Consider the following 22,164-nt stretch of genomic DNA (forward strand, 5'->3'; position numbering starts at 1 on the left):
TCCATTGTCGCGCCCAACTCCGAACGCGGCAACCGATTCATTACCCTGACTCCCGTGCTGCTGAAATCGGTTCGTGTGCTCGATCTGGCCGGCGGCGACGCCGACGCGGTCACCCGGTTGCTCGCCGACCTGGGAGCCGACGTGCTCAAGGTGGAGCCCCCCGGCGGTAGCCCGGCGCGGGCCGCGGCTCCACTGCTGGGCGGTGCGAGCATCGCGTTCGCGCTGCACAACGCGAACAAGCGCAGCATCACCTTGGACCCCGCCGAGGAGCGGGACCGCCGCCGCTTCGACGAGTTGGCCGGTACCGCCGACATCGTGGTGGACAGCGGCCTGCCAGGACGTGCGACGGCGTTCGGGACCTCCTGCGCCGAACTGGCCGACCGATTCGCTCACCTGGTGACAATGTCGGTCACCGATTTCGGGACGAGCGGTCCGCGAGCACAGTGGCAGGCCACCGACGCGGTGCTCTACGCACTCTCCGGCGCCCTGTCTCGGTCGGGTCCCACCACCGGGACCCCGGTGCTGCCGCCGGAGGGGATCGCCTCGGCGACTGCGGCGGTACAGGCCGCCTGGGCTGTGCTGGTCGCCTATTTCAACCGGTTGCGCTGCGGATCCGGCGATTACATCGACTTTTCCCGGTTCGACGCGGTGGTCACCGTGCTCGACCCGATATTCGGCGCGCACGGCCAGGTCGCCGCGGCCCAACGTGCGTCGAGCCGGTGGCGTGGGAGGCCCCGCAACCAGGACGCCTACCCGATCTATGCGTGCCGCGACGGCTACGTCCGACTGTGCGTCATGTCCCCGAGGCAGTGGCGCGCACTGTGGAGCTGGCTGGGGGAGCCGGCCGAGTACGCCGATCCCAAGTTCGGCGTGATCGGCGAGCGGTTCGCTGTTTGGCCGCAGATCAGTGCCCTGATCCGTGCACTATTCGCCGGCCAGGACATGGCCGATCTGGTCACTGCCGGGCAATCTCGCGGTGTCCCGATCGCCGCGGTCGGCGATCCGGCGCAGGTACTGGCCGAAGAACATTTCGCGGTCGCGCAAGCGGTCACCCAGGCCGAGCTGGCTCCGGGGCTGCCCGCGGTGATCCCGACCGGCTACTACGTAGTCGACGACCAGCGCGCAGGATTTCGGACCCCCGCCCCGGCCGTCGGCGAAACAGCGGCCGGATGGCTGGCCGAACCGTTGACGGAGCCGACGGTGCGCGGTGCGGTCGGCGCCCGGCCGTTCGAGGATCTACGGATCGTCGACCTGGGTGTGATCGTTGCCGGCGGGGAAGCGAGCCGGCTCTTCGGCGACCTGGGCGCCGAGATCATCAAGGTGGAGAGCGCTGCCTACCCCGACGGGCTGCGGCAGGCCCGCCCCGGATCGGCGATGAGCGAGTCGTTCGCTTGGACGCACCGCAACAACTCCGGACTCGGCCTGGATTTGCGCAGCCCGGCCGGCAAGGAGATCTTCACTCGTCTGGTCGGCGCGGCGGACGCGGTGTTCGCCAACTTCAAGCCGGGAACGCTTGCCGCCCTTGGCTTTTCTTACGATGCACTGCGTGAGATCAACCCGCGAATCGTCCTCGCTGAGAGCAGCGCCTTCGGCGAATCCGGGCCGTGGAGCGACCGGATGGGCTATGGCCCACTGGTACGTGCCACCACCGGGGTCACCGCCCTGTGGACGGCCCCCGAAGGGGCCAGCGACACCGAACGCCACCCGTTCTACGACGCCACCACGGTCTTCCCCGATCATGTGGTTGCGCGGGTCGCCGCGATCGGGGCGCTGGCGGCGCTGATCGGGCGTCGGCGCACCGCCTCCGGCAGTCACGTCCACGTGTCGCAGGCCGAGACCGCCGTCAACCAACTCGACACCAGCTACGTGGCCCGCGCCGCGGGCCCATCGGTCCAGCCGGACACCGCCGTGGACCTGGTCTGCCCGTGCACCGGCGATGACGAATGGTGTGTGATCTCGATCCGGACCGACCCCGATATGCGTGCTGTCGCTACGGTTTTCGGTGATGGCGGATTGGCCGACGAGCCACGCTTCAGCACCGGATCCGGTCGCCTGGCTCACCGTGCGGAGCTGGCTGCAGCGTTGGGTCGCCACACCATGGCCCACTCCCCGGCCGGGGTGGCCGAACTGCTGCAGGGACGCGGCGTGGCCGCCGCGCCGATGAACCGGCCGCCCGATGTCGCCGACGACCCCCAACTGGCCCACCGGGCGGTGTTCGCGCCCATGACGCATCCGCTGATCGAGCACCCGCTGCCAGCCGAAACCGGTCCCGCGCCCTTCCGCAACATCCCGGTGGCACCGCAGCGGCCCGCACCGCTGCCCGGTCAGGACACTCGGGAGATCTGCCGGGCCGTGCTCGGACTCGACGACGGCGAGATCGAGAAGCTGATCGCCGACGGTGTGCTGTTCACCGGCGGTTCAGCGAGGCTCGACGGAGGAGAGGCGAAGCTGGTTCCGCCGCAGGAACCCGGCGGTTCAGCGAGGCTCGACGGAGGACAGGCGAAGCTGGGACCGCCGCAGGAACCCGGCGGTTCAGCGAGGCTCGACGGAGGAGAGGCGAAGCTGGGACCGCCGCAGGAACCCGGCGGTTCAGCGAGGCTCGACGGAGGAGAGGCGAAGCTGGGACCGCCGCATGAACCCAGCGGATTAGTCTGACGTCCATGCCTGTCGACCCCCGGACACCGGTGCTGATCGGCTACGGCCAGGTCAACCACCGCGACGACACCGACGCGATAGAACCCGTCGATCTCATGGCGACCGCGGCACGCCATGCCGCTCACGACCGGGTGCTGCGCGCGGTCGACTCGATTCGGGTGGTGAACCTGCTTTCCGCGCGTTACCGCGATCCAGGCGCACTGCTCGGACAACGGATCGGGGCGCAGCGCCCCGCCACCCGGTACAGCCCGGTGGGCGGCAACGTGCCGCAGTCCCTGGTGAATCAAGCCTGCCGGGATATTCGCGACGGCCGCGCCGGTGTCGTGCTGGTGGCAGGCGGCGAGACGTGGCGCACCCGAACCAGGCTGCGGCGTGCCGGCGGGAAACTGGTGTGGACGCAGCAGGACGACTCTGTCCCGATAGCCCAGTGTGAGGGCGAGGACGTTCCGATGGTCGGCCCGGCCGAAGAGCGCATCGGGTTGGACAGGCCCGCCTACGTCTACCCGTTGTTCGAACAGGCGTTGCGGATCGCCGCGGGGGAGAAGGTCGAAGACCACCGTCGGCGCATCGGTGAACTGTGGTCTCGATTCAATGCGGTCGCCGTCGACAACCCGCACGCCTGGATCCGGAACCCCGTGGCCGCGGAGGAGATCTGGCAGCCGAGTCCGAAGAACCGGATGATCAGCTGGCCCTACACCAAGTTGATGAACTCCAACAACATGGTCGATCAGGCGGCCGCGCTGGTGCTCACCTCGGTTCAGACCGCCACCGAGTTGCGGATCCCCACCGAGAACTGGATTTTCCCGCAGGCCGGTGCCGACGCCCACGACACCTATGCCATTGCCAATCGCGCCGAACTGCACCGATCGCCGGCGATCCGGATCGCGGGGGCCCGGGCATTGGAGTTGGCCGGGGCCGCCGGAATCGGCGAGATCGATTACGTCGACCTGTACTCGTGCTTCCCGTCTGCGGTGCAGGTCGCGGCGGCCGAACTCGGGCTGCCCATCGACGATCCCGACCGGCCGCTCACCGTGACCGGCGGGCTCACCTTCGCCGGTGGTCCGTGGAACAACTACGTCATGCATTCTATCGCCACCCTGGCCGAACTGCTGGTGGCTAATCCCGGGCGGCGCGGGCTGATCACCGCCAACGGCGGCTACCTGACCAAGCACAGCTTCGGCGTGTACGGAACGCAGCCGCCGCCCGAGGGATTCCGTTGGGAGGACGTACAACCCGAGGTGGACGCGCAGGCCACCCGGCCCTCGGTGGTGCAGTGGCAGGGGATCGGTGCGGTGGAGTCCTGGACCACACCGTTCGATCGTGACGGGCGCCCGTTGCAGGCGTTCCTGGCGGTTCGCACGCCCGACGGTTCGCGGACCCTGGCGGTGGTGCGAGACCCGGATGCCGCCGAGGCGACGGTGCGCGAGGACATCGCCGGTGCCGCGGTCGACGTCCACGAAGACGGCACCGCGACGCTGCGCTAGGTGGTCAGCCGGTCCGGATTGACGGGCGCTTGGGCGTTGATCAGCGCCTTGATGTCGTCGAGCCCGTCCCAGATGTTGACGTTCATCCCGGCCAGCACCCGGTTGTCGTCATCGAGCCAGAAGCTGGTGTATTCGCGGCCTGCGGGATCACCGCGAAACACCACGCGGGCGTAGCGCGGCGCGTAGCCGACATACTCCATCCCGAGGTCGTATTGGTCGGTGAAAAAGTAGGGCAGCTCGGTGTATTCGGCGGCTTCGCCGAGCATGCCGGACGTAGCGACCGCCGGTTGTTTGAGGGCGTTGGCCCAGTGCTCGGTGCGGATTCGGGTGCCGAACAACGAATGCTGCGCGGCCGCGATGTCGCCGACGGCATAGATGTCGGGGTCGCTGCTACGCAGCCCGGTGTCCACGAGCACTCCGCCGTCACCGGTGGATAGGCCGGCGTGCTGGGCCAATTCGATGTTGGGCTGGGCGCCGACCGCGACGAGCACCGCGTCCGCGCGGATCTGCGAGCCGTCGCCCAGTCGCAGCCCGGCGGCGGCACCGCCGGCAGTGGTGATCTCGGCGACCGTCGCCCCGGTACGCAGGTCCACACCGTGCTCGCGGTGCAGGTCGGCGAAGACCGCGGCGTTCTCCGCGCCGAGGCCGGCCAGCAGCGGCAGCGCGGCACTTTCGACCACGGTGACGTCGACGCCGCGCTGGCGTGCGGCGGCGGCCACCTCCATACCGATCCAGCCCGCACCCACCACCGCCAGCGAATCACCGCTCGCCAGCACCGAATCCAGCGCCGAGGCGTCCTCGACAGTCCGCAGATAGTGCACGCGGGGGGCGTCGGCTCCCCGGATCGGTAGCCGCCGCGACCGTGACCCCGTCGCCAACAGGAGCTTGTCGTAGCCGAGGCTGGCGCCGTCGGCCAGCGTGACGTTGTGACCGGACGGATCGACACTGACGACGCGGTTGCCCAGCCGCAGGTCGATCTCGTGTTCGTGGTACCAGGACCGGGGTTTCACCGTGAAGTCTTCGAGGGTCTTCTTGCCCGCGAGGAATTCCTTGGACAGTGGCGGCCGCTCGTAAGGCAGCTGGTGCTCCTCCCCGATAAGCACGATCGTTCCGTCGAAGTCCTTGTCGCGGAGGGCTTCGGCGGCCTTGGCCCCCGCCAGACCGGCACCGACGATCACGAACGCGGCCGATGTAGACACGTCTGGTCCTCTCTCGTCATTCGGTCAGACGCTCGCGGACACCGGCATCGGCGGAGTAGCGCACCAGGGCTGCAGCCAGTTCGGCATTGCGTCCCTGCGACAGTGCGCCGAGTTGTTTCGCGTCACTGGGCAAGCCGAGATCGCGCGCGGCATCCAGGGCGCGGTCGTCGAACGTGGAGCGGGCCCAGGGCCAGACGTCCTGGACCTCACGGAGAAAGATGCTCGCACCCACATCACCGATTCCCTTGAAGGACGTCAGTGCCTCGGCGGCCGCCGCGATATCGCGTCCGCTGCGTTCCGCCAGCAGCCGGAGATCACCGCCATAGTCCGACTGCACCGCCTCGGCCAATTCGACCAGCATGGTGGCTGAGCTCTCGTCGTAGCGGCGGTAGTGCGCCCGGCCCATCGCATCGATCAGCGTTTGTCGATCGGCTTCGAGCACCTTGTGCGGCGTGCGCAACCCGCACTTGAACAGCTCGCGGGCGGCGCGGGCCGCGATGCTGGAGTCGATGGGCTTGCTGGCCAGCATGCACAGCATCAACAACTGGAACAGCGGCATGGGTTGGTTGCGCAACCGGATTCCGGCCTCTTGGGCATAGGTCGTACCCGCACGCCGCAGCAGTCGGCGTACCAGTTCCTTGTGGGCAATCACAGCAGCGCATATACCCGGATTCGTCGCAGCGAAAACCGGGCATGACTAGCGGGTGCGCAAGCGCTAGTGCGAAAGGCTGCGCGCCGGATATCTCGGTGCGGTCTGCGCTACGTCGATGATCTCCAGGCCGACAGCCGCCAGCATCTCCGGGATCGCCCGCACGAAGATCCGGTCGACCTCGGCGACCTCGGGTGGCAATTGCTCCATCGGCACCAAGTGCGGGTCCTTCTTGAGCACCGGGTCCTCGTCGCCCAGAGTCCAGCCGGCGTCGAGCTTCTCCTGCATCCACCGGTCGTGCTCCATGGTGCCCAGCTTGTCCATCTCGTCGTCGGTGAACTGGAAGTCGCGGGCATGCCAGTTGCGCAGTGGAGCGATCACGCAGCCGATGCTGCGCAGCTTCACCCCGATGTGGCGGGCCTGGGCACGGCTGGAGTCCTTGAGCGCATCCGCCAACTCCGGCCAGGGCGGCGGCGCCGGCGCGCCCGCGGGTTGCATCAGGCAGTAGCGCCGGTGGATCTCGTGGGCAACGGCCTCCAGTGATCCGCCCTCGACGAGCTCAACGGTGCAGGTCTCCTGCAGGGTCCGGAAGACCGTGACACCGGAGCCGCCGAGCGCCTGCTCCTCGAGCAGGTCGGCCACACCGTAGGCGCGTGAGATTGTCGTGACCACCGGCACCGCGTTGTCGAGCGCGCGGCGCAGGTTCAACGCCGACTCGACGTTGCGTTCGTCGTGATAACCGGTCACATAGGCCTGGGTAACCGGCCAGTCGGTGTCCTGCGCCACCCGATCGATGTCGCGTACCGAGGCGGGCGAGCAGTGGAATTCGCAGACTTCCTCGAGGGCGGGGTGGTTGGACACCAGCTTGGCCACCTTGGCCGCGGCCTGGTCGTCGATCACGGTCACCCGCAGTGGTTGGTCGTCCACGCGTTCTTCGTGCCATTGGCGGGCTGCCTGAAACACCAAACCCGATCCGACACCGTCAAGGTGGGCGACGGCGATGTGGGGACGCTGCACGATCGTCACCGGATGTTCGGCTAGCAGCAGCCGAGCGCCGACGGTGTCGATGTTGAAGAAGTCGACGGCCAACCGGTCATCGCCGCGATTGAACTCCGCGAGTCGTAACAGCACGCACAACCCGGGGTCCTCAATGCGCGCCAGGCAGCGCAAGTGGTCTTTGCTCGAGCGCCCGAAGATCCTGCGTGAACTCTTGGAGTCATCGGCCAGACGGCGTGCCAGCGTGACGATTTCGGTGTTGGCAACGCTGTCTGAAGTCACCGCGAGCAGCCGGGCTGCGCGCCGTACTCCCGCTGATTCAAGGGTCGCGCTGAGCTGGGCATCTCCGATGACGACCGGGAATCCCCAGTTGCGGCAAGTCTTGATTCGAGGGTTGGCCTCGTCGGACTCGATCACAACGGCCCGGTATCCCGCGGCACGGAGCTCGCGGACGAACTCAAACCCGGCGTAGCCCAGACCGCAGACCACCACATGCCCGTGCTTGAACGGGATAAGCAGTTGCTGCACCCGGTCCCGAAACATCGACACCAGTGCTATGAGCGCCGCCCAGCCGGCTACCACCGGTGCCAGGAAGCGTGCGATGTCCAGGGCCGGGCCGACATGGTTCTCCGGTTGCGGAGCCGCGTGCAGGAAGAACAACTTGACCGCGCCATAGACCGCGTCGGAGTACGAATGCTCGCCGCCCTGATAGGAGCCGTAGCCCCAGAACCCCAGCGCGAAGGCAACGATCCCCGCCGGGATCAGCAGCCAGTACCAGTGTGGATCAGTCAGTCCGGTCAGCACCTTGTGCTGCAGGGTCTCCGGCGGCGGGGCTTCGCGCCCGGGCTTGGCCGGAGCACTCGGTTCGGCCGCACGACCGGTCATCGGCGTTTCTCCTCCCGCGCTTTCTTTGCTGGGCCTGCTCGGCCCATCGCAAAAGCGCTCTGTTCTCTCGTACACTAACCCGGACGCAGGACGACCGATATCGGCCTTCAGTCTGACAAACTGGAGAGCAATTCGGTCCGCTTCTGCGCATGCCGGCCCTGGAGAGGATCATGCTGTTTGTCAGTTACGCCAGCCAGGATCGCGCGTTGGTCGATCCGCTGGTTTCCGTCCTGCGCAGCGCCGACCAGCACGTGTGGCTGGACGAAGAACTGGGCGGTGGCGAGGCGTGGTGGCAGACAATCCTGGACCGGATCCGGTGTTGCTCGGTGTTCGTCGTCGCGTTGTCCAACAACTCATTGCGGTCCAAGCCTTGTCAGGCGGAGTTGGCCTATGCGCGGGCGCTGCAACGCCCGGTTCTGCCGGTGCAGATCGGCCCGGTCGACAGTGTGCGTGTCACCCCACTGGCCGCGACCCAGGTCATCGACTACCGGATGCGTGACGCCGCCGCCCACGCTCGATTGGTCGCCGCCCTGCAGAGCCTGTCGCGCCGTGCCGTACCGCTGCCTGCACAGTTGCCGGAGGAACCAATGGTGCCCTTCGCCTACCTGATGCGGCTTTCCTCGGAGCTGTCGGGACCCGAGCTGAGCTACCACAAGCAGGGCGAACTCCTCTTGGAGCTTCGGTCGCGGCTCGACGAGGACTGTCACGATCCCACCGTCCGCAATGACATCGTCCAGCTCCTGTGCCGGTTGCGTGACCGGCCGGACGTCACCGTGCGAACCCGAGCCGACGTCGACGCGGTTCTGGCCGCTAACGACCCGAGCTTCACTGCCGCTACCGTCGGCATGCCGGTCGCCGCGGTAACCGGGCCGCGGCCCGTGATCACCCGCCCGGCGCCCGACGTAGCGCGGGCCGGTACGGACGGTTCGGATCGCGTTGACGCCGACCCGCGGCATCGGGGTGGACCGGTGAAGAAGCTGCTGCTCGCCGGCGCCGCCGTGGCGGTGGCGGTGGCCGGTGCGCTGGCATTCGGACTCACCCGCACGCCACCCGAGTTGCCGACACCGAACCTGGCCGCTGACGATGACGTACAGGCCGTAATGGCAACCCCCGCAATGGAGACCGTGCAGGCCGACCTCGAAGCGCTCAAGCCGGCCGGATCAATAGCGGCGTCAGAGCCGGAATGCCTGGGTGTTCTGTACCCGGGCTTGGACTCGGATTACCGGGACACTCAGGTCCAGCGGGCGGCGTGGAAGGTGCTGGAAGAACCGGGCGGCCTGCAACGGGCCGGCGTCAACGGCCGGCCTTTCGTGGACCAGGACATTGTGGCCTTCGCCCCGAACTCCGGGCGGGCTGCGGCTTTCGTCGAGCAGTCGGTGGCGCGGTGGCAGGCCTGTGCGGGCAAGACGGTCACCGTGACCTATCCCGACCACAACACCTACACCTGGACTATCGGGGACACCGTCGGTGGCGCACCGCGGATCTCGCAGACCTACACCCTGGGCTCCGAGGCATACAGCTGCCAGCGGGTGCTCAATGCGGTAGCTGACACGGTGATCGACGTCAAAGCCTGCGGCGCGCACATCACCGACGAGGCGGATGCGCTCAACGACGTGATCGCCGCGCTGGTGACGCGGGCTCCCGCGTTCTGAGCGAAGTACGCAACCGCTACCGGCGCGGCACCAGTCGCTGTAGCTGGGTGACATGCTGTGGTGTCAGTTCAGCGAGTTCGCTGACCCCGAGCAACCGCATGGTGCGCCGGATCTGTTCGGCGAGGATTTCGATCACGCGGTGCACACCGGCCTGCCCACCGGCCATCAGGCCATAGAGGTAGGCCCGGCCGATCAGGGTGCAGCGGGCACCCAGCGCGACCGCTGCCACGATGTCGGCGCCCGACATGATGCCGGTGTCCAGCAGGATCTCGGTGTCGGCCCCGACCTCGCGCACCACTTCGGGCAACAGCTGGAACGGCACCGGCGCTCGATCGAGCTGGCGGCCGCCATGGTTGGACAACACGATGCCGTCCACACCGCGATCGACCACCGCGCGGGCATCGTCGAGGCTCTGGATGCCTTTTACGACGAATCGGCCCGGCCATTGTGACTTGACCCAGGCCAGATCGTCGAAGGTGAGGCTCGGATCGAACATGGTGTCCATGTACTGCGCGACGGTGCCCGACCATCGGTCCAGCGACGCAAAGGACAACGGTTCAGTGGTGAGCAGGTCGAACCACCAGGCCGGATGCACCGCGGCATCGGCGACCGTGCGCAGCGTCAGCGCCGGTGGGATGGACATGCCGTTGCGGGAGTCGCGTCGCCGCGCTCCGGCGACCGGACAGTCGACGGTGGCCAGCAGGGTGTCGTAGCCGGCTTCGGCGGCGCGGCGCAGCAGCGCCATCGACCGGTCGCGGTCATGCCACATGTACAGCTGAAACCAGCGGCGGGCCCCGGGGGCGGCCGCCGCGACATCTTCGATCGAGGCGGTGCCCAAGGTCGACAGCGCGAACGGGATACCGGCGGCCTCGGCGGCGCGGGCGCCGGCCAGCTCGCCCGCGGTGTGCATCAGCCGGGTGAAGCCGGTCGGTGCGATCGCGAACGGCAACGCCACCGGCGCGCCGAGCACCTCGCGGCTGGTGTCGACCTTCGAGACATCGCGCAGGATGGCCGGATGAAACTCGATGTCCCGGAAGGCCTGTCGGGCTCGTTCCAGCGAGATCTCGTCTTCGGCGGCGCCGTCGGTGTAGTCGAAGGCGGCTCGGGGGGTGCGTCGTTTGGCGAGCAGACGTAGGTCTTCGACGGTCAATGCGGTCTCAAGCCGGCGCGCGGTGCGATTCAATCGTGGCCTGCGGAAACGGATCAGTGGCGCAAGTTCACCGATCCTGGGAACCCGTCGCTTGATCGCCGACATCGCTGACTCCTTCCCTGCTGTACGTCGAACTGTGCCACGGTTGATGTCATGGCCGGAACCTCCGACCCATTCGGGCTACAGCGTTTCGTCGACGCACAGGCCGGTGTGTACGACACTGTGGTCGCCGAACTGCGCGACGGCCGCAAGCGCAGCCACTGGATGTGGTTCGTGTTTCCGCAGCTCTCCGGCTTAGGGGCCAGCGCGATGGCGCAGCGTTACGGCATCGCGTCGCCCGCCGAGGCACGCGCGTATCTGGCTCACGCCGTGCTGGGGCCGCGGCTGCGGGAGTGCGTGGGCTTGATCAACGCGGTGAGCGGCCGGTCCATCGAGGAGATCCTGGGCTGGCCCGACGACATCAAGCTGCGGTCCTCGATGACATTGTTCGGGCGGGCGTGTGAAGGTGGTGGCCACGTCGGCCGGTGCTGCTGCCGCGACTTTCGTGAGGTACTGGACCGCTATTACGACGGGCAGGAGGATCCGGTGACCCTGGACCGACTGGCGTGGCTTGCCCGAGGGTGAGGATTACCGATTTTGGTAGCGGGCCCTAAACAGCGCCTTCAAGTCCTGTTCGAACTCCGGTGCCGGCCCGTCGACCACCGCGTGCGGGGCGACTGCGGTGATCGGCAGCGGGGCGACCGGGGCCGCCGGCACCTGCAGCTCGCGCAGCCATTCGGTCAGTTGCGCCGCCGATGAGGCGTAGACGATCCGGCCCAGTCCGACCCAGGCGTGGGCCGCGGCGCACATCGCGCAGTGTTCGCCGGAGGTGTAGACGGTGGTCTGGATGCGTTGCGCTGGAATGAGATTGGCTACCGCCCACTGGGCGATGGTGAACTCGGGATGGCGGGTGGCATCGCCGTCGCCGGCCCGGTTGCGGTCCTCGAAGAGCACCGTGCCGTCGGCGTCGACCAACAGCGATCCGAACGGATCGTCGCCGTGTATCAATGCCTCGCCGGCCAATTCGACGCAGCGGGCCAGATAACCACGGTCGGCATCGCTGAGCGTCACGAGAGCAAAGTCTACGGCGCGCGCCGGGCATCGCCCGGCGCGCGCCGATAGGGACTGGAACGCCTAAGTAGCAGTTGGGTCGGCGCTGGCGGCGAAGACCGCCTGCGCCACCCCAGCCACGATCGAGGCGACCTTGAGAGCTTCCAGTACCGCTTCGCGGCCGACGCCCGCCTCCCGGACGACCTGTTCGTGGGAGGCAACGCACGCCTGGCAGCCGTTGATGGCCGAGACTGCGAAGCTCCACAGTTCGAAGTTGGCCTTGTCGACCCCCGGGTTGCCGATGATGTTCATCCGCAACCCGGGCCGCAGGTCGTCATAGCTGCCGTCCAGGAAGTGCCGACCACGGTAGAACACGTTGTTCATGCCCATGATCGACGCGGCGCCCAGGGCGGCCTGATAGGCCTCCGCCGACAGGTTGTCGGCGGCCTCGGCCCCGATCTCGGCCAGCACTGTGGCGTTGCGGGTGGCCGCGGCAGTGGCCAGCAGGCTGCCCCAGAGCTGCTCTTCGTTCAGGACCGTGGTGCGGGCGATCGAACCCAGGTTGAGCTTGAGGTCCTTGGCGTACTCCGGGATCGCGTTCTTGAGGTTCTCAATACTCATTGGCGCTGTTCCTCCTCATCCTGGCGCCCGACATCACCGCGAGTGCGATTCATACGGCTGCGATCTACAGGGATTCTTTGAGCAGTTCGCCGACGTTGAGGGTCGCCTCGCCCTTCTTCCAGTTGCAGGCGCACAGCTCGTCGGACTGCAGCGCGTCCAGCACCCGCAGCACCTCGTCGACGTTGCGACCCACCGAACCCGCCGTCACCGAGACGAACTGAATCTCGTTGTTGGGGTCGATGATGAAGGTGGCCCGGTCGGCGACGCCGTCGGAGTTGAGCACACCGGTGGCGGTCACCAGTTCGCGGTTGAGGTCCGACAGCATCGGGAACGGCAGCGTCTTGAGGTCCTCGTGCTGGGCGCGCCAGTTGTAGTGCACGAACTCGTTGTCGGTCGAGGCGCCGAGAATCTGGGCGTCGCGGTCGGCGAACTCGTCGTTCAGCTTGCCGAACGCCGCGATCTCGGTGGGGCAGATGAAGGTGAAGTCCTTGGGCCAGAAGAACACCACGCGCCACTTGCCGGCGTAGTCATCGCTGGTGATGGTGGTGAAGAAGTCGTCGGGCCCGCTCGCGTCGACCTTCGACAGATCGCCCGGGATCAAGGCGGTGAGCCGGTAGGACGGGAACTGCTCGCCGATAGTCAACAGTGCCATGACACTCCTTGTGATGTGAGATTTCTGCATTCGGGGCGCGTTCGACGCCCGCACGCTCCATCGTGCCCTATCTGAATTAAAAATAAAAGGTGATGCCACGCACTATAATTATCGGCATGACCGATGCAAGCTATCAGCCGACGCTCGCCGGCCTGCGGGCATTCACCGCCGTGGCCGAGAAGCACCACTTCAGTCTGGCGGCGGCCGGGCTGGGCCTGAGCCAGTCGACACTGTCGCAGGCGCTGTCGTCGTTGGAGGCCGGGTTGGGCGTCCAACTGATCGAGCGCTCCACACGGCGGGTTTTTCTGACCGCCGAGGGGCAGCAGTTGCTGCCGTACGCCCACGCCGTATTGGATGCGGCGGCGCAGTTCTCGGCGGCCGCCGCCGGGGTGGCCGACCCGCTGCAGGGTGCCATGCGGCTCGGCCTGATCCCGACAGTGGCGCCGTATGTGCTGCCCGCCGTGCTGGCGGGATTGTCCGAGCAACTACCGGACCTGAATCTGCGAGTGATCGAAGACCAGACCGAACGGCTGCTCACCGGACTGCGGGAGGGTGCGGTCGACGCGGCCGTGATGGCGTTGCCGGCAGAGGTGGCCGGGCTGACCGAAATACCGATCTACGACGAGGATTTCGTGTTGGCGCTGCCGCCCGGCCATGCGCTGGCCGGCAAGCGTCGGGTAGCGCCGACAGTGCTGGCGGACCTACCGTTGCTGCTGCTCGACGAGGGCCACTGCCTGCGTGACCAGACCTTGGAGATCTGCCGTAACGCAGGAGTGCGTGCCGAGTTGGCCACCACCCGCGCCGCATCGCTGGCCACCGCGGTCCAGTGCGTCAACGGTGGACTGGGGGTGACGTTGATCCCGCAGACCGCGGTGGCGGTCGAAGCGGAGCGCAACGGCCTGGCATTGGCCTATTTCGCGCCGCCGGCGCCCGGCCGGCGGATCGGGCTGGTATTTCGCACCTCCAGTGGACGCGACGAGTCCTATCGGCGGTTGGCGGGCATCATCGGCCACGTCGTTGCCGCGGGCCACCAGGTCGAGCTGGTCTGAGTAGCGTCGCGGTCGCGGCCCGGTGGGCGGCGTTTAGGCTGCACGGGTGATCCTGACGATCGAAGAAGAGAACCGGGTTCGGACTCTCACGCTTAATCGCCCCGATGCCCTCAACGCGTTCAACGAGGCGCTCTACGACGCCACGGCCGAGGCGTTGCTCGCCGCAGCCGACGACCCCGACGTCGCGGTGGTCCTGATAACCGGGGCCGGGCGGGCATTCAGCGCCGGCACCGACCTGGCCGAGATGCAGGCCATGGTGACCGATCCGGATTTCGTTCCCGGTAAACACGGCTTCCGCGGTCTTATCGCGGCGCTGGGGCAATTCCCGAAGCCGCTGATCTGCGCGGTCAACGGCCTCGGTCTGGGGATCGGAACGACGATCCTGGGCTTCGCCGACCTGGCGTTCATGTCATCGAGCGCGCGACTGAAGTGCCCGTTCACCAGCCTGGGGGTGGCGCCGGAGGCGGCCTCCTCCTACCTGCTTCCGCGATTGATGGGACGGCAGAACGCGGCCTGGCTCTTGATGTCCTCGGAGTGGATCACCGCGGACGAGGCGCTGCGGATGGGCTTGGTCTTCGCGGTCTGTGAGCCGGAGGAGCTACTGGGCGAGGCCCGTCGGCACGCGGAAGTCCTTGCATCCCGGCCTATTTCGAGCCTCATGGCGGTCAAGAGTGCGATGGTCGAGCCGACTAGGGCAGAGACCCTGGCCGCGGTTGAGCGGGAGAACGCGTTCTTCGCCGAGCTCTTGGGTGGTCAGGCCAACGCCGATGCGCTGGCCGAGTTCACCGGCCGGCGAGGCGGCGAATCAGTGTGATCCGACGGGGCTGATGTCCAGCGCGAGATGCCGCAGCGCACCGTTGTCGGCAGTGCGGGGCGCCGCGGCCAGGGTGGCCTCGATGATGCCGCGCACGGTGCAGCGGCACCGGCCGCAGTCGCCACCCGCGCCGCACATCGCGGCAACCTCTTTCGACGTCGACGCCCCGGCGGCGACGGCGTCGGACACCATCTGATTGGTGGCTCCGACACACAGGCATACGTACATGCGATACCCCTACCGACCCTCGCCCACGGGCGCCATCAGATCGATCGAGGTGGCGACCTTCCCGACGAACGGCCCGGGGTAACCACCGATTCCGATGCCGGACATCCACTCCGCGGCGGTGTCCGGGTGGTCGATCCATCGCTGTGCACTTGCCGCACTGTCGATTTCCAGCAGTGTCATCACCTCATGTCCGTCATCGACCGCTTGATACACCCACACTTTGCGCACTCCCGCGCCGGCGAACCGGTCCAATCCGGCGTGCACCTTGGCCATCAGGTCCGCGGGGTCGGCGACGGTGGCAACCGCGCCGACGATCACCTCCGAACGGTCCTGTTCGTCAACCGACGTGGCCAGGTTGATCTTTTCGATAACCTCGCCGGCGAAGATCGCGGGCAGATCGTTGACCCCGGAGCGGTCGAACCATTCGAAGACCGCGGGGGAGCGCAGGAGCTCCTTGACCGAGACTCGGTGCCGCAGGCCGATGGTGACCAGCACCCGGTCCGGCTCGAACTCCGAGGTGTAGAGCACGGCATGGCGGGCACCCAAGTCGACGAGCGGGGAATGGTCCCGCTGAATCAGCGACCATGTCCGACCTACGTCGTCGACTCGGTAGTCCAGCGCCAGCACCAGCGAATGCGGATCGTTGCGGTGAGACATGCCGCTGCCCGAAATGCCGACACGATTGCCGGGCGAAACAAGTCTCATGTTAGTAGAGTCTAACCTAAGTAAGGCGCACCTTGCGCGGGTCCGGTGATGTACGGCGATCTCCCACTCGCCCGAAGACCCAGAGCGGTGCGGCGATTCGACGCGCCGAGACGCGGGTAAACAGCCCACTGCAAGCGATGGCCTGCACTAGATTGAATTTGGCGCGTTACGGCGATGATTCAAGCCCCGTCCGTCGCGGCCGGCATGCGAGGTTCTTCACATCAGAGGAGAGATCATGCAAGGCGACCCCGAGGTTCTCAAACTGCTCAACGAGCAGCTGACCAGTGAGCTCACCGCGATCAACCAGTACTTCCTGCACGCGAAGATGCAGGACAACTGGGGTTTCACCGAATTAGCCGGCCATACCCGCGAAGAATCGATGGAGGAGATGCGCCACGCCGAGACCGTCACCGACCGGATTCTGGTGCTCGGCGGCCTGCCGAATTATCAGCGCATCGGGTCGCTGCGCATTGGACAGACGCTGCGGGAACAGTTCGAAAGCGACCTGGCGCTGGAAATTGACGTGCTGAACCGGTTGCGGCCCGGCATCGTCATGTGCCGTGAGAAGCAGGACAGCACCACCGCCCAGATTCTTGAAACCATCCTCGCCGACGAGGAATCGCACATCGACCACCTGGAAACCCAACTGGAGCTGATGGACAAGCTCGGCGAGGCGCTGTACTCGGCACAGTGCGTCTCCCGCCCGCCGTCGTGATCGGCGCAGCCGGAGTATGACCGCATCGACGCCGGTCGCCGACGATGTGCGACCTGCGCCGGTAAGTCCGCACCGCCGCAATCTGATCTTCCTGGCGATCGTGTTCGGCCTGCTGATGGCCGCGCTGGACCAGACCATCGTGGCGACCGCCTTGCCGACGATCGTCTCGGATCTGGGCAACGCCGGGCATCAGTCGTGGGTGGTGACGAGCTACCTACTGACGTCCACGATCGCGACGATCCTGGCCGGCAAGCTCGGCGACCTGTTCGGCCGCAAGCGGGTGTTCCAGGCCGCCGTGGTGTGTTTCGTCGCCGGATCGGTGCTGTGTGGGTTGTCCGCCTCGATGGGGATGCTGGTCGCCGCGCGGGCGCTGCAAGGCATCGGCGGGGGCGCCATCACCGTCACCGCCGCGGCTCTCATCGGTGAAGTCATTCCGCTGCGTGACCGGGGCCGCTATCAGGGCATGCTGGGCGCGGTTTTCGGAGTGACCACGGTCATCGGCCCGCTGCTGGGCGGGTATGTCACCGACTACCTCACCTGGCGCTGGGCGTTCTGGATCAATCTGCCGATTTCGGTGGTCGTGTTGCTGGTGGCCGGCGTCGCGATCCCGGCCTTGGCGGGCCGCGCCAAGCCCGTCATCGACTACGCCGGAATCGTCTTGATCGGGTTGGGTGCCACGGGATTGACACTGGCCACCAGCTGGGGCGGCAGCCGCTACCCCTGGGGGTCAGCGGCGATCATCGCGCTGTTCGGCGGGTCCGTGGTGGCGCTGGCGCTGTTCGTCTGGGTGGAGAACCGGGCCGCGGCGCCCATCCTGCCGACCCGGCTGTTCGCCGACCCGGTATTCGCGGTCTGCTGCGTGCTGGCGTTCGTCGTCGGCTTCGCGATGCTGGGCGCGCTCACCTTCCTACCCACCTTCATGCAGTACGTCGACGGTGTCTCGGCGATCACCTCGGGCCTGCGCACCCTGCCGATGGTGGTGGGGATGTTGGTGACCTCCACCGGCAGCGGGGCCCTGGTGGGCCGGACCGGCCGTTACAAGATCTTTCCGGTGGTCGGCACCGCGCTGATGACGATCGCGTTCGCGCTGATGTCGCAGATGAATGCCGCCACCCCGGCGCTGCTGCAGTCGGTCTACCTGGTGATCCTGGGAGCCGGTATCGGGTTGTCGATGCAGGTGCTGGTGCTCGTCGTGCAGAACACCTCGAGCTTCGCCGACCTCGGCGTGGCCACCTCCGGGGTCACGTTCTTCCGGACCATCGGCAGCTCGTTCGGTGCCGCGGTGTTCGGGTCGCTGTTCGTGAACTTCCTGGGCCACCGGCTCGGACCGGCACTGAGCAGCGCCGGACTGGCCGCCGGTGCGGCCGACTCACCTGAGGCGGTGCGCCGCCTGTCGCCACAGCAGGCGGAGCCGATTGTGGCGGCCTATGCCGACTCACTCGGACAGGTGTTCTTGTGCGCCGCACCGGTCGCGCTGCTCGGATTCGTGCTGGCTCTGTTCCTGCGCGAGGTCCCGCTCAAGGAGCTGCGCGACAGCGCGGTCGACCTGGGCGACGGGTTCGGCATGCCCACCAACGCGTCGTCGGACGATCTGCTGGAGAACGCGATCGGGCGACTGCTGCACAACGAACCCGGGATGCGGCTGCGCTCCATCGCGCTGCGGCCGGACTGTCAGCTCGACGTCGCCGGGCTGTGGACGGTGCTGCGGATCTACCGGTACACGCAGGTGTTTCGGACCGCGCGGCTCAGTGACATCGGCAAGCGCCTCCGGGTGCCTTATGAGATCCTCGAACCCACCGTCGACCAGCTGGTGTCTCACGGCTATGTGTTGCGCGAAGGCGACCACCTCGGTCTCACCCGCGCCGGTCTGCGCCAGGTCGGGTTCGTGTCCTCGCTGGTACAGGACTGGGTGGTCGACAAACTGGCTCGTTCGCCCGGGTTCGAGGGCCGACCGGATCGCGCCGAGGTCTCAGCCGCGCTAGAGCGGATCGCACGCCGGGCCATCATCGATCCCGACGACGCGGGGGAGTCGGCGGAGTTCAGCAGCACTGCCCACGGTTGACCGCTAGCATCGCCAAGTATGAGCCGAATCGGGACGTTCGCCGCAGACGACGTGATGGGCTGGATGGTCAAATCACCTGACCTGGCAGCGGGAATCGGCGGATTCAGTACAGCGGTCTACACCAAGGGCCGGTTGCCGATGCGCACCCGCGAGCTGGCCCGGATGGTGATCGCCTTCGACAACGAGTGCACGGTGTGCGTCAACACCCGTGACGCCGACGGCCCGGCGGCGGGGGTCGACGAGGAGCTCTACGAGCACGTGTCGCAGTGGCGCACCTGGCCGGGCTACAGCCCGCAGGAGCGGCTCGCCGCCGAGTTCGCCCATCGCTTCGCCACTGACCACACCGGCCTGCGCGACGACGAGGACTTCTGGTCGCGCTGCGCCGAGCACCTCAGTGACGAACTGCTGGCCGACCTCGCGCTGTCGTGTGCGCTCTGGCTTGGTATGGGACGGCTGCTTCGCACGCTGGACATCGGACAGGCCTGCGCACTGACCCTGCCCAGCAGGGCCTGATTCCAACTCAGATCAGGCCGGTGGCGTCGAATATCCACGACATGTCGGCCTCGGCAAAGTCTTCCAGCCAGGTCGGCGGCGCATGGGCCGTCAGGCCGGCCATGTCCCAATAGTCTTTCCACAGCGTGATTTTTCCGTCGATCACCTGGTGCACAGTGACGAAACGCAGCAGCGCGGTCTCCCCGGTGGCCCAGTTCCACGTTTCAGAGTGCTCGTAGAGCACGTCGGCGCCTTCGGCGACCAGCAGGCCCGGATGGTTCTCGTATCCGGCCAGCGGCTCCAGACCGATCTTGAGGCGCTTGACGATGTCGTGTGGCCCGCGGGCGGCTGCAGCCGGACCCACCGGCATGTCGACATAGATGCAGTCTTCGGCCAGAAAGGGTTTCACCGCGTCCCAGTCGCGACGCGATAATGCCTGCCACATCTCGGTGACGATGTGTTTGACGTCAGCCGGCATGCCGATGCCCCTTTCCGGAGAAGCACATGACACGCCGAAATATACGCCGCCGTTGGACAGGTGCCCGGGAGGGGCGGGCGCGGAGTTTAGAGTCTGGGCATGGCTGATCGGCGGACGGCGCGAAGGGTCGGATGGGTGCTGGCAGCAGCCGCTGCAGCGGGGGCAGCAGGTGTCGCACTGCGCAAGCCCCGGTCGGCCGTGCGGGTCCGCCGGAGCAGCCCGTCGCCGTTGAGCCCGGAGTGGACCGCGCCGCCCGCGCGCTACGGCGTCGGGATTCGGCGCAACGTCGCTGTGAAGATGAGCGACGGAGTCGTGCTGCGCGCCAACATCCATTACCCCACCGTCCCCGAGACTGGCGCGCCCGCCGAAGGACCGTTCCCGGTGCTGTTGTCGGTGACCCCCTACGGCAAGTTGGCACCGCCGCCGGCGGCGCAGATCGGCGGCGGTCCGTCACCGCATCTGATTCGGCGGGGCTACATCGAGGTGATGGTCGACGTCCGTGGCACCGGGGCATCTGGTGGCTCGTTCGAAATGTTCGGCGCGGACCAGACGCGCGACGGTGTCGAGCTGGTCAGCTGGGCCTCCACGCTGCCCAACGCCAATGGGCGCGTCGGCATGTTCGGCATCTCCTACCTGGCCATCAACCAGCTGTTCACCGCGGCCGCGGTCGGCCCGGACTCTCCGCTCAAGGCGATCTTCCCGGTGATGGCCGCCAACGACTTCTATCGGGATGCCGCCGCGATGGGCGGGGTATCGCACCTGCGGACGGTGCGCGCCTACGGCTCGATCTACGCATTGCTCAACGTGATCAACCCGGCGCTGGAGTTCTTCACCCCGGGGAGTCATTCGCGGCCCCGGGCCGGCGGGCTTGCCGCGGTACGCCAGCGCGGTAAAGATCAGCGCAGCTACTTCGGACCGCTGATCGCCGAGGCGCGCACCGGTGGCGACGCCGCCTACGACGGGCCGTTCTGGGACGACATGCGACCGGACTTGGTGCTGCCGGAGATCGCCGCCAACAACGTGGCTGTCTTCCTCACCGGTGGCTGGCACGATGCCTTTCAGCGCGGCGCACCGCTGAACTACGCGGCGTTGCAGAACGCCTACACCGGCCGCCCGCCCAATGCGGCGATGCAGCCCGGGCAGCCCCTGACCGACCGCGTCAAACTGATGATGGGGCCGTGGTACCACGTTTCGGATTACGACGGTCTGCACCTGTTGGATCTGCAGCTGCGCTGGTTTGACTACTGGCTGAAAGATGATGCGGCGGCAGCTATCTCGGGCTCACCGTTCACCTTCCAGGCGATAGGCGACCGCCGCTGGTTCCACACCAGGGAGTACCCGATTCCCGAGGCGACACCGACCCGGCTCTACCTGTCCCACGCCGGCCGGCTGACTGCCGACGCCCAGGAGGAGCAAAGCCTGGCCGCGTTGCCGTACCGCTCGCACGGTCCGGTATCGGGGCGCAGCCTCGAACAGTGGTCGTTGGGGCTGAACAGTTTCGCCACCGCCGCAGCGGGCGGCCGCACCCGTCACGACCAGGACAACCGCCGGGTGCAGCGCGGGGCGCTGACCTACACCACTGAGGCATTCGACTCGCCGACCCTGATCGCCGGCCCGATCACGCTGCGCGTGCAGGCGACCGCCGACACCACCGAGACACTGTGGGTCGCCCACCTCGACGATGTTGCGCCGGAGGGCGTCAATCGGCCGCTGACGCTGGGGGCGCTGCTGGGCTCACACCGCGAGTTGGACCCGGACCGGACCTGGTACCTGCCGGATGGCACCGTGCTGCGCCCGCATCACATCAGCACGCGGTCTGCGATGCGACCGGTGGAGCCAGGGGAGTTGACCGCCTACGACATCGAGATCTTCCCGACCGCAGCGCTGATCGCGCCGGGGCATCGGTTGCGACTGACGGTGACCACCTACGATTTCCCGCACTTGGTTCCAACCGCGGCTACCCGACAGGCGTTGGCGGGTGGGCTCTACCAGGTGCATCAGGGCGGTCCCACCCCGTCATTCCTGCTGCTGCCGTTGGCCGACCCGGACAGCCTGGACTGAGCCGCTAGGGCTGCGCGGGCGCTTCTGCGACGTCGCGGATTCGTTCCAGGGTGCGGCGCATATCGCGAATGTTGTTGCGCTGCCGTAGAAAACCGCCAAACACGTAGTAGTACACGGTGGTCAGGAAGGAATTGGCCAGCTGGAACGATTCGGTGACGTCGGTGCCATCCGCAGTGGGGGTGAGCTCGTAACGCCACCGGTTCACCGCGCGGTCACCGGCGAGCACCGCGAAGCCGAAGACCCGATTCGGTTCGCACTCGGTGACCCGGCACGTGGTCCAGTACACCGGCCCGATCCCGTTGCGCCGCACATGCCCGCGGAATCGTGCGCCCACCGCGGGACCCTCAGCACCGTCGAGCCACTGCGCCTCAAAGGTCTCTGGAGAAAACTTCCCGATGTTACGAACGTCGGCCACCAGATCCCAGATCCGCTCGGCCGGGGCCGCCATATGAACTGTCGCCGAACCCTGCATGTTCGCCATCCAATCACGTCGGCGACGCCACGGTAACCCCATCGGCGACAAAGCAC

Annotated in this window: 20 protein-coding genes and 1 pseudogene; 10 read left to right on the forward strand and 11 right to left on the reverse strand. The window is 67.3% G+C overall.

Annotated elements, in window-relative coordinates:
- Nucleotides 1-39 precede the first annotated feature (39 nt).
- Together MJO54_RS11215 and MJO54_RS11220 are read left to right on the forward strand one after the other, a co-directional pair.
- Nucleotides 40-2,409, forward strand: a pseudogene (locus MJO54_RS11215) (CoA transferase); the annotation flags it as partial.
- 251 nt (nucleotides 2,410-2,660) lie between these two features.
- Nucleotides 2,661-4,139 carry an acetyl-CoA acetyltransferase gene (locus tag MJO54_RS11220; RefSeq protein ID WP_240175921.1) on the forward strand — a complete coding sequence of 493 codons (1,479 nt, stop codon included), beginning with the start codon at nucleotides 2,661-2,663 and terminating at the stop codon, nucleotides 4,137-4,139.
- Here MJO54_RS11220 and MJO54_RS11225 read toward each other — a convergent pair.
- From MJO54_RS11225 to MJO54_RS11235, 3 genes are all read right to left on the reverse strand, one after another.
- Nucleotides 4,136-5,338: an NAD(P)/FAD-dependent oxidoreductase gene (locus MJO54_RS11225; RefSeq protein ID WP_064888597.1), complete on the reverse strand. Its 1,203-nt coding sequence runs from the start codon at nucleotides 5,336-5,338 to the stop codon at nucleotides 4,136-4,138. The two genes, MJO54_RS11220 and MJO54_RS11225, sit on opposite strands and share 4 nt — an antisense overlap.
- A 16-nt stretch (nucleotides 5,339-5,354) precedes the next feature.
- A complete protein-coding gene (locus MJO54_RS11230) occupies nucleotides 5,355-5,990 on the reverse strand; it encodes an HhH-GDP family DNA glycosylase (RefSeq protein ID WP_105294846.1) in 636 nt (211 codons plus the stop codon).
- A gap of 63 nt (nucleotides 5,991-6,053) precedes the next feature.
- A complete protein-coding gene (locus tag MJO54_RS11235; protein ID WP_046285439.1) occupies nucleotides 6,054-7,868 on the reverse strand; it encodes an NAD-binding protein in 1,815 nt (604 codons plus the stop codon).
- 170 nt (nucleotides 7,869-8,038) lie between these two features.
- Here MJO54_RS11235 and MJO54_RS11240 point away from each other — a divergent pair, with 170 nt between their 5' ends.
- Nucleotides 8,039-9,520 carry a sensor domain-containing protein gene (locus MJO54_RS11240; RefSeq protein ID WP_165797876.1) on the forward strand — a complete coding sequence of 494 codons (1,482 nt, stop codon included), beginning with the start codon at nucleotides 8,039-8,041 and terminating at the stop codon, nucleotides 9,518-9,520.
- A 16-nt stretch (nucleotides 9,521-9,536) separates the two neighbouring features.
- On the opposite strand, the gene MJO54_RS11245 is transcribed toward MJO54_RS11240, so the two are convergent.
- Nucleotides 9,537-10,775, reverse strand: a complete 1,239-nt coding sequence (locus MJO54_RS11245) for an alpha-hydroxy acid oxidase (RefSeq protein ID WP_046285441.1) — start codon at nucleotides 10,773-10,775, stop codon at nucleotides 9,537-9,539.
- A gap of 48 nt (nucleotides 10,776-10,823) precedes the next feature.
- Between MJO54_RS11245 and MJO54_RS11250 the strand changes: the two genes are divergently transcribed.
- A complete protein-coding gene (locus MJO54_RS11250) occupies nucleotides 10,824-11,294 on the forward strand; it encodes a DUF1810 domain-containing protein (RefSeq protein WP_046285442.1) in 471 nt (156 codons plus the stop codon).
- Between the two features lie 3 nt (nucleotides 11,295-11,297).
- On the opposite strand, the gene MJO54_RS11255 is transcribed toward MJO54_RS11250, so the two are convergent.
- The 3 genes from MJO54_RS11255 to MJO54_RS11265 form a co-directional block, all read right to left on the reverse strand.
- Nucleotides 11,298-11,780 (reverse strand): cytidine/deoxycytidylate deaminase family protein, encoded by a 483-nt coding sequence (locus tag MJO54_RS11255; RefSeq protein WP_064888595.1) that lies wholly within the window; start codon nucleotides 11,778-11,780, stop codon nucleotides 11,298-11,300.
- 63 nt (nucleotides 11,781-11,843) lie between these two features.
- Nucleotides 11,844-12,380, reverse strand: a complete 537-nt coding sequence (ahpD, locus tag MJO54_RS11260; protein ID WP_046285444.1) for an alkylhydroperoxidase, AhpD family — start codon at nucleotides 12,378-12,380, stop codon at nucleotides 11,844-11,846.
- A 64-nt stretch (nucleotides 12,381-12,444) separates the two neighbouring features.
- On the reverse strand, nucleotides 12,445-13,032 hold the full coding sequence (locus MJO54_RS11265; protein ID WP_046285445.1) for a peroxiredoxin: 588 nt from the start codon (nucleotides 13,030-13,032) through the stop codon (nucleotides 12,445-12,447).
- 116 nt (nucleotides 13,033-13,148) lie between these two features.
- Between MJO54_RS11265 and MJO54_RS11270 the strand changes: the two genes are divergently transcribed.
- Nucleotides 13,149-14,081, forward strand: coding sequence for a hydrogen peroxide-inducible genes activator (locus MJO54_RS11270; protein ID WP_064888594.1), 933 nt, complete (start codon nucleotides 13,149-13,151; stop codon nucleotides 14,079-14,081).
- A 46-nt stretch (nucleotides 14,082-14,127) separates the two neighbouring features.
- Nucleotides 14,128-14,895, forward strand: a complete 768-nt coding sequence (locus MJO54_RS11275) for an enoyl-CoA hydratase/isomerase family protein (protein ID WP_064888593.1) — start codon at nucleotides 14,128-14,130, stop codon at nucleotides 14,893-14,895.
- On the opposite strand, the gene MJO54_RS11280 is transcribed toward MJO54_RS11275, so the two are convergent.
- Together MJO54_RS11280 and MJO54_RS11285 are read right to left on the reverse strand one after the other, a co-directional pair.
- Complete coding sequence (locus MJO54_RS11280; RefSeq protein WP_046285448.1) at nucleotides 14,887-15,123, reverse strand: (2Fe-2S)-binding protein; 237 nt, start codon at nucleotides 15,121-15,123, stop codon at nucleotides 14,887-14,889. The two genes, MJO54_RS11275 and MJO54_RS11280, sit on opposite strands and share 9 nt — an antisense overlap.
- 9 nt (nucleotides 15,124-15,132) lie before the next feature.
- Nucleotides 15,133-15,780: a hypothetical protein gene (locus MJO54_RS11285; protein WP_064888592.1), complete on the reverse strand. Its 648-nt coding sequence runs from the start codon at nucleotides 15,778-15,780 to the stop codon at nucleotides 15,133-15,135.
- A gap of 283 nt (nucleotides 15,781-16,063) precedes the next feature.
- Between MJO54_RS11285 and bfr the strand changes: the two genes are divergently transcribed.
- From bfr to MJO54_RS11300, 3 genes are read left to right on the forward strand one after another with little or no spacing between them, the layout of a single operon-like run.
- Nucleotides 16,064-16,543 (forward strand): bacterioferritin, encoded by a 480-nt coding sequence (bfr, locus tag MJO54_RS11290; RefSeq protein ID WP_046285450.1) that lies wholly within the window; start codon nucleotides 16,064-16,066, stop codon nucleotides 16,541-16,543.
- A gap of 16 nt (nucleotides 16,544-16,559) precedes the next feature.
- The gene (locus tag MJO54_RS11295; RefSeq protein ID WP_065153393.1) at nucleotides 16,560-18,605 is read left to right on the forward strand and encodes an MDR family MFS transporter; all 2,046 of its coding nucleotides are present in this window, start codon (nucleotides 16,560-16,562) and stop codon (nucleotides 18,603-18,605) included.
- An 18-nt stretch (nucleotides 18,606-18,623) separates the two neighbouring features.
- Entirely contained in the window at nucleotides 18,624-19,118 is a 495-nt protein-coding gene (locus MJO54_RS11300; RefSeq protein ID WP_046285452.1) for a carboxymuconolactone decarboxylase family protein, read from the forward strand.
- Between the two features lie 7 nt (nucleotides 19,119-19,125).
- Here the strand turns inward: MJO54_RS11300 and MJO54_RS11305 are convergent, their stop codons facing one another.
- Nucleotides 19,126-19,575, reverse strand: coding sequence for a nuclear transport factor 2 family protein (locus MJO54_RS11305; protein ID WP_046285453.1), 450 nt, complete (start codon nucleotides 19,573-19,575; stop codon nucleotides 19,126-19,128).
- 297 nt (nucleotides 19,576-19,872) lie between these two features.
- Between MJO54_RS11305 and MJO54_RS11310 the strand changes: the two genes are divergently transcribed.
- Nucleotides 19,873-21,636 (forward strand): CocE/NonD family hydrolase, encoded by a 1,764-nt coding sequence (locus tag MJO54_RS11310; RefSeq protein WP_046285457.1) that lies wholly within the window; start codon nucleotides 19,873-19,875, stop codon nucleotides 21,634-21,636.
- Between the two features lie 4 nt (nucleotides 21,637-21,640).
- Here the strand turns inward: MJO54_RS11310 and MJO54_RS11315 are convergent, their stop codons facing one another.
- Nucleotides 21,641-22,117 carry an SRPBCC family protein gene (locus MJO54_RS11315; RefSeq protein WP_082108342.1) on the reverse strand — a complete coding sequence of 159 codons (477 nt, stop codon included), beginning with the start codon at nucleotides 22,115-22,117 and terminating at the stop codon, nucleotides 21,641-21,643.
- Nucleotides 22,118-22,164: the final 47 nt, after the last annotated feature.

Origin of the sequence: Mycolicibacter virginiensis (assembly GCF_022374935.2) — a bacterium.
In the GTDB taxonomy this organism is placed as follows: Bacteria; Actinomycetota; Actinomycetes; order Mycobacteriales; family Mycobacteriaceae; genus Mycobacterium; species Mycobacterium virginiense.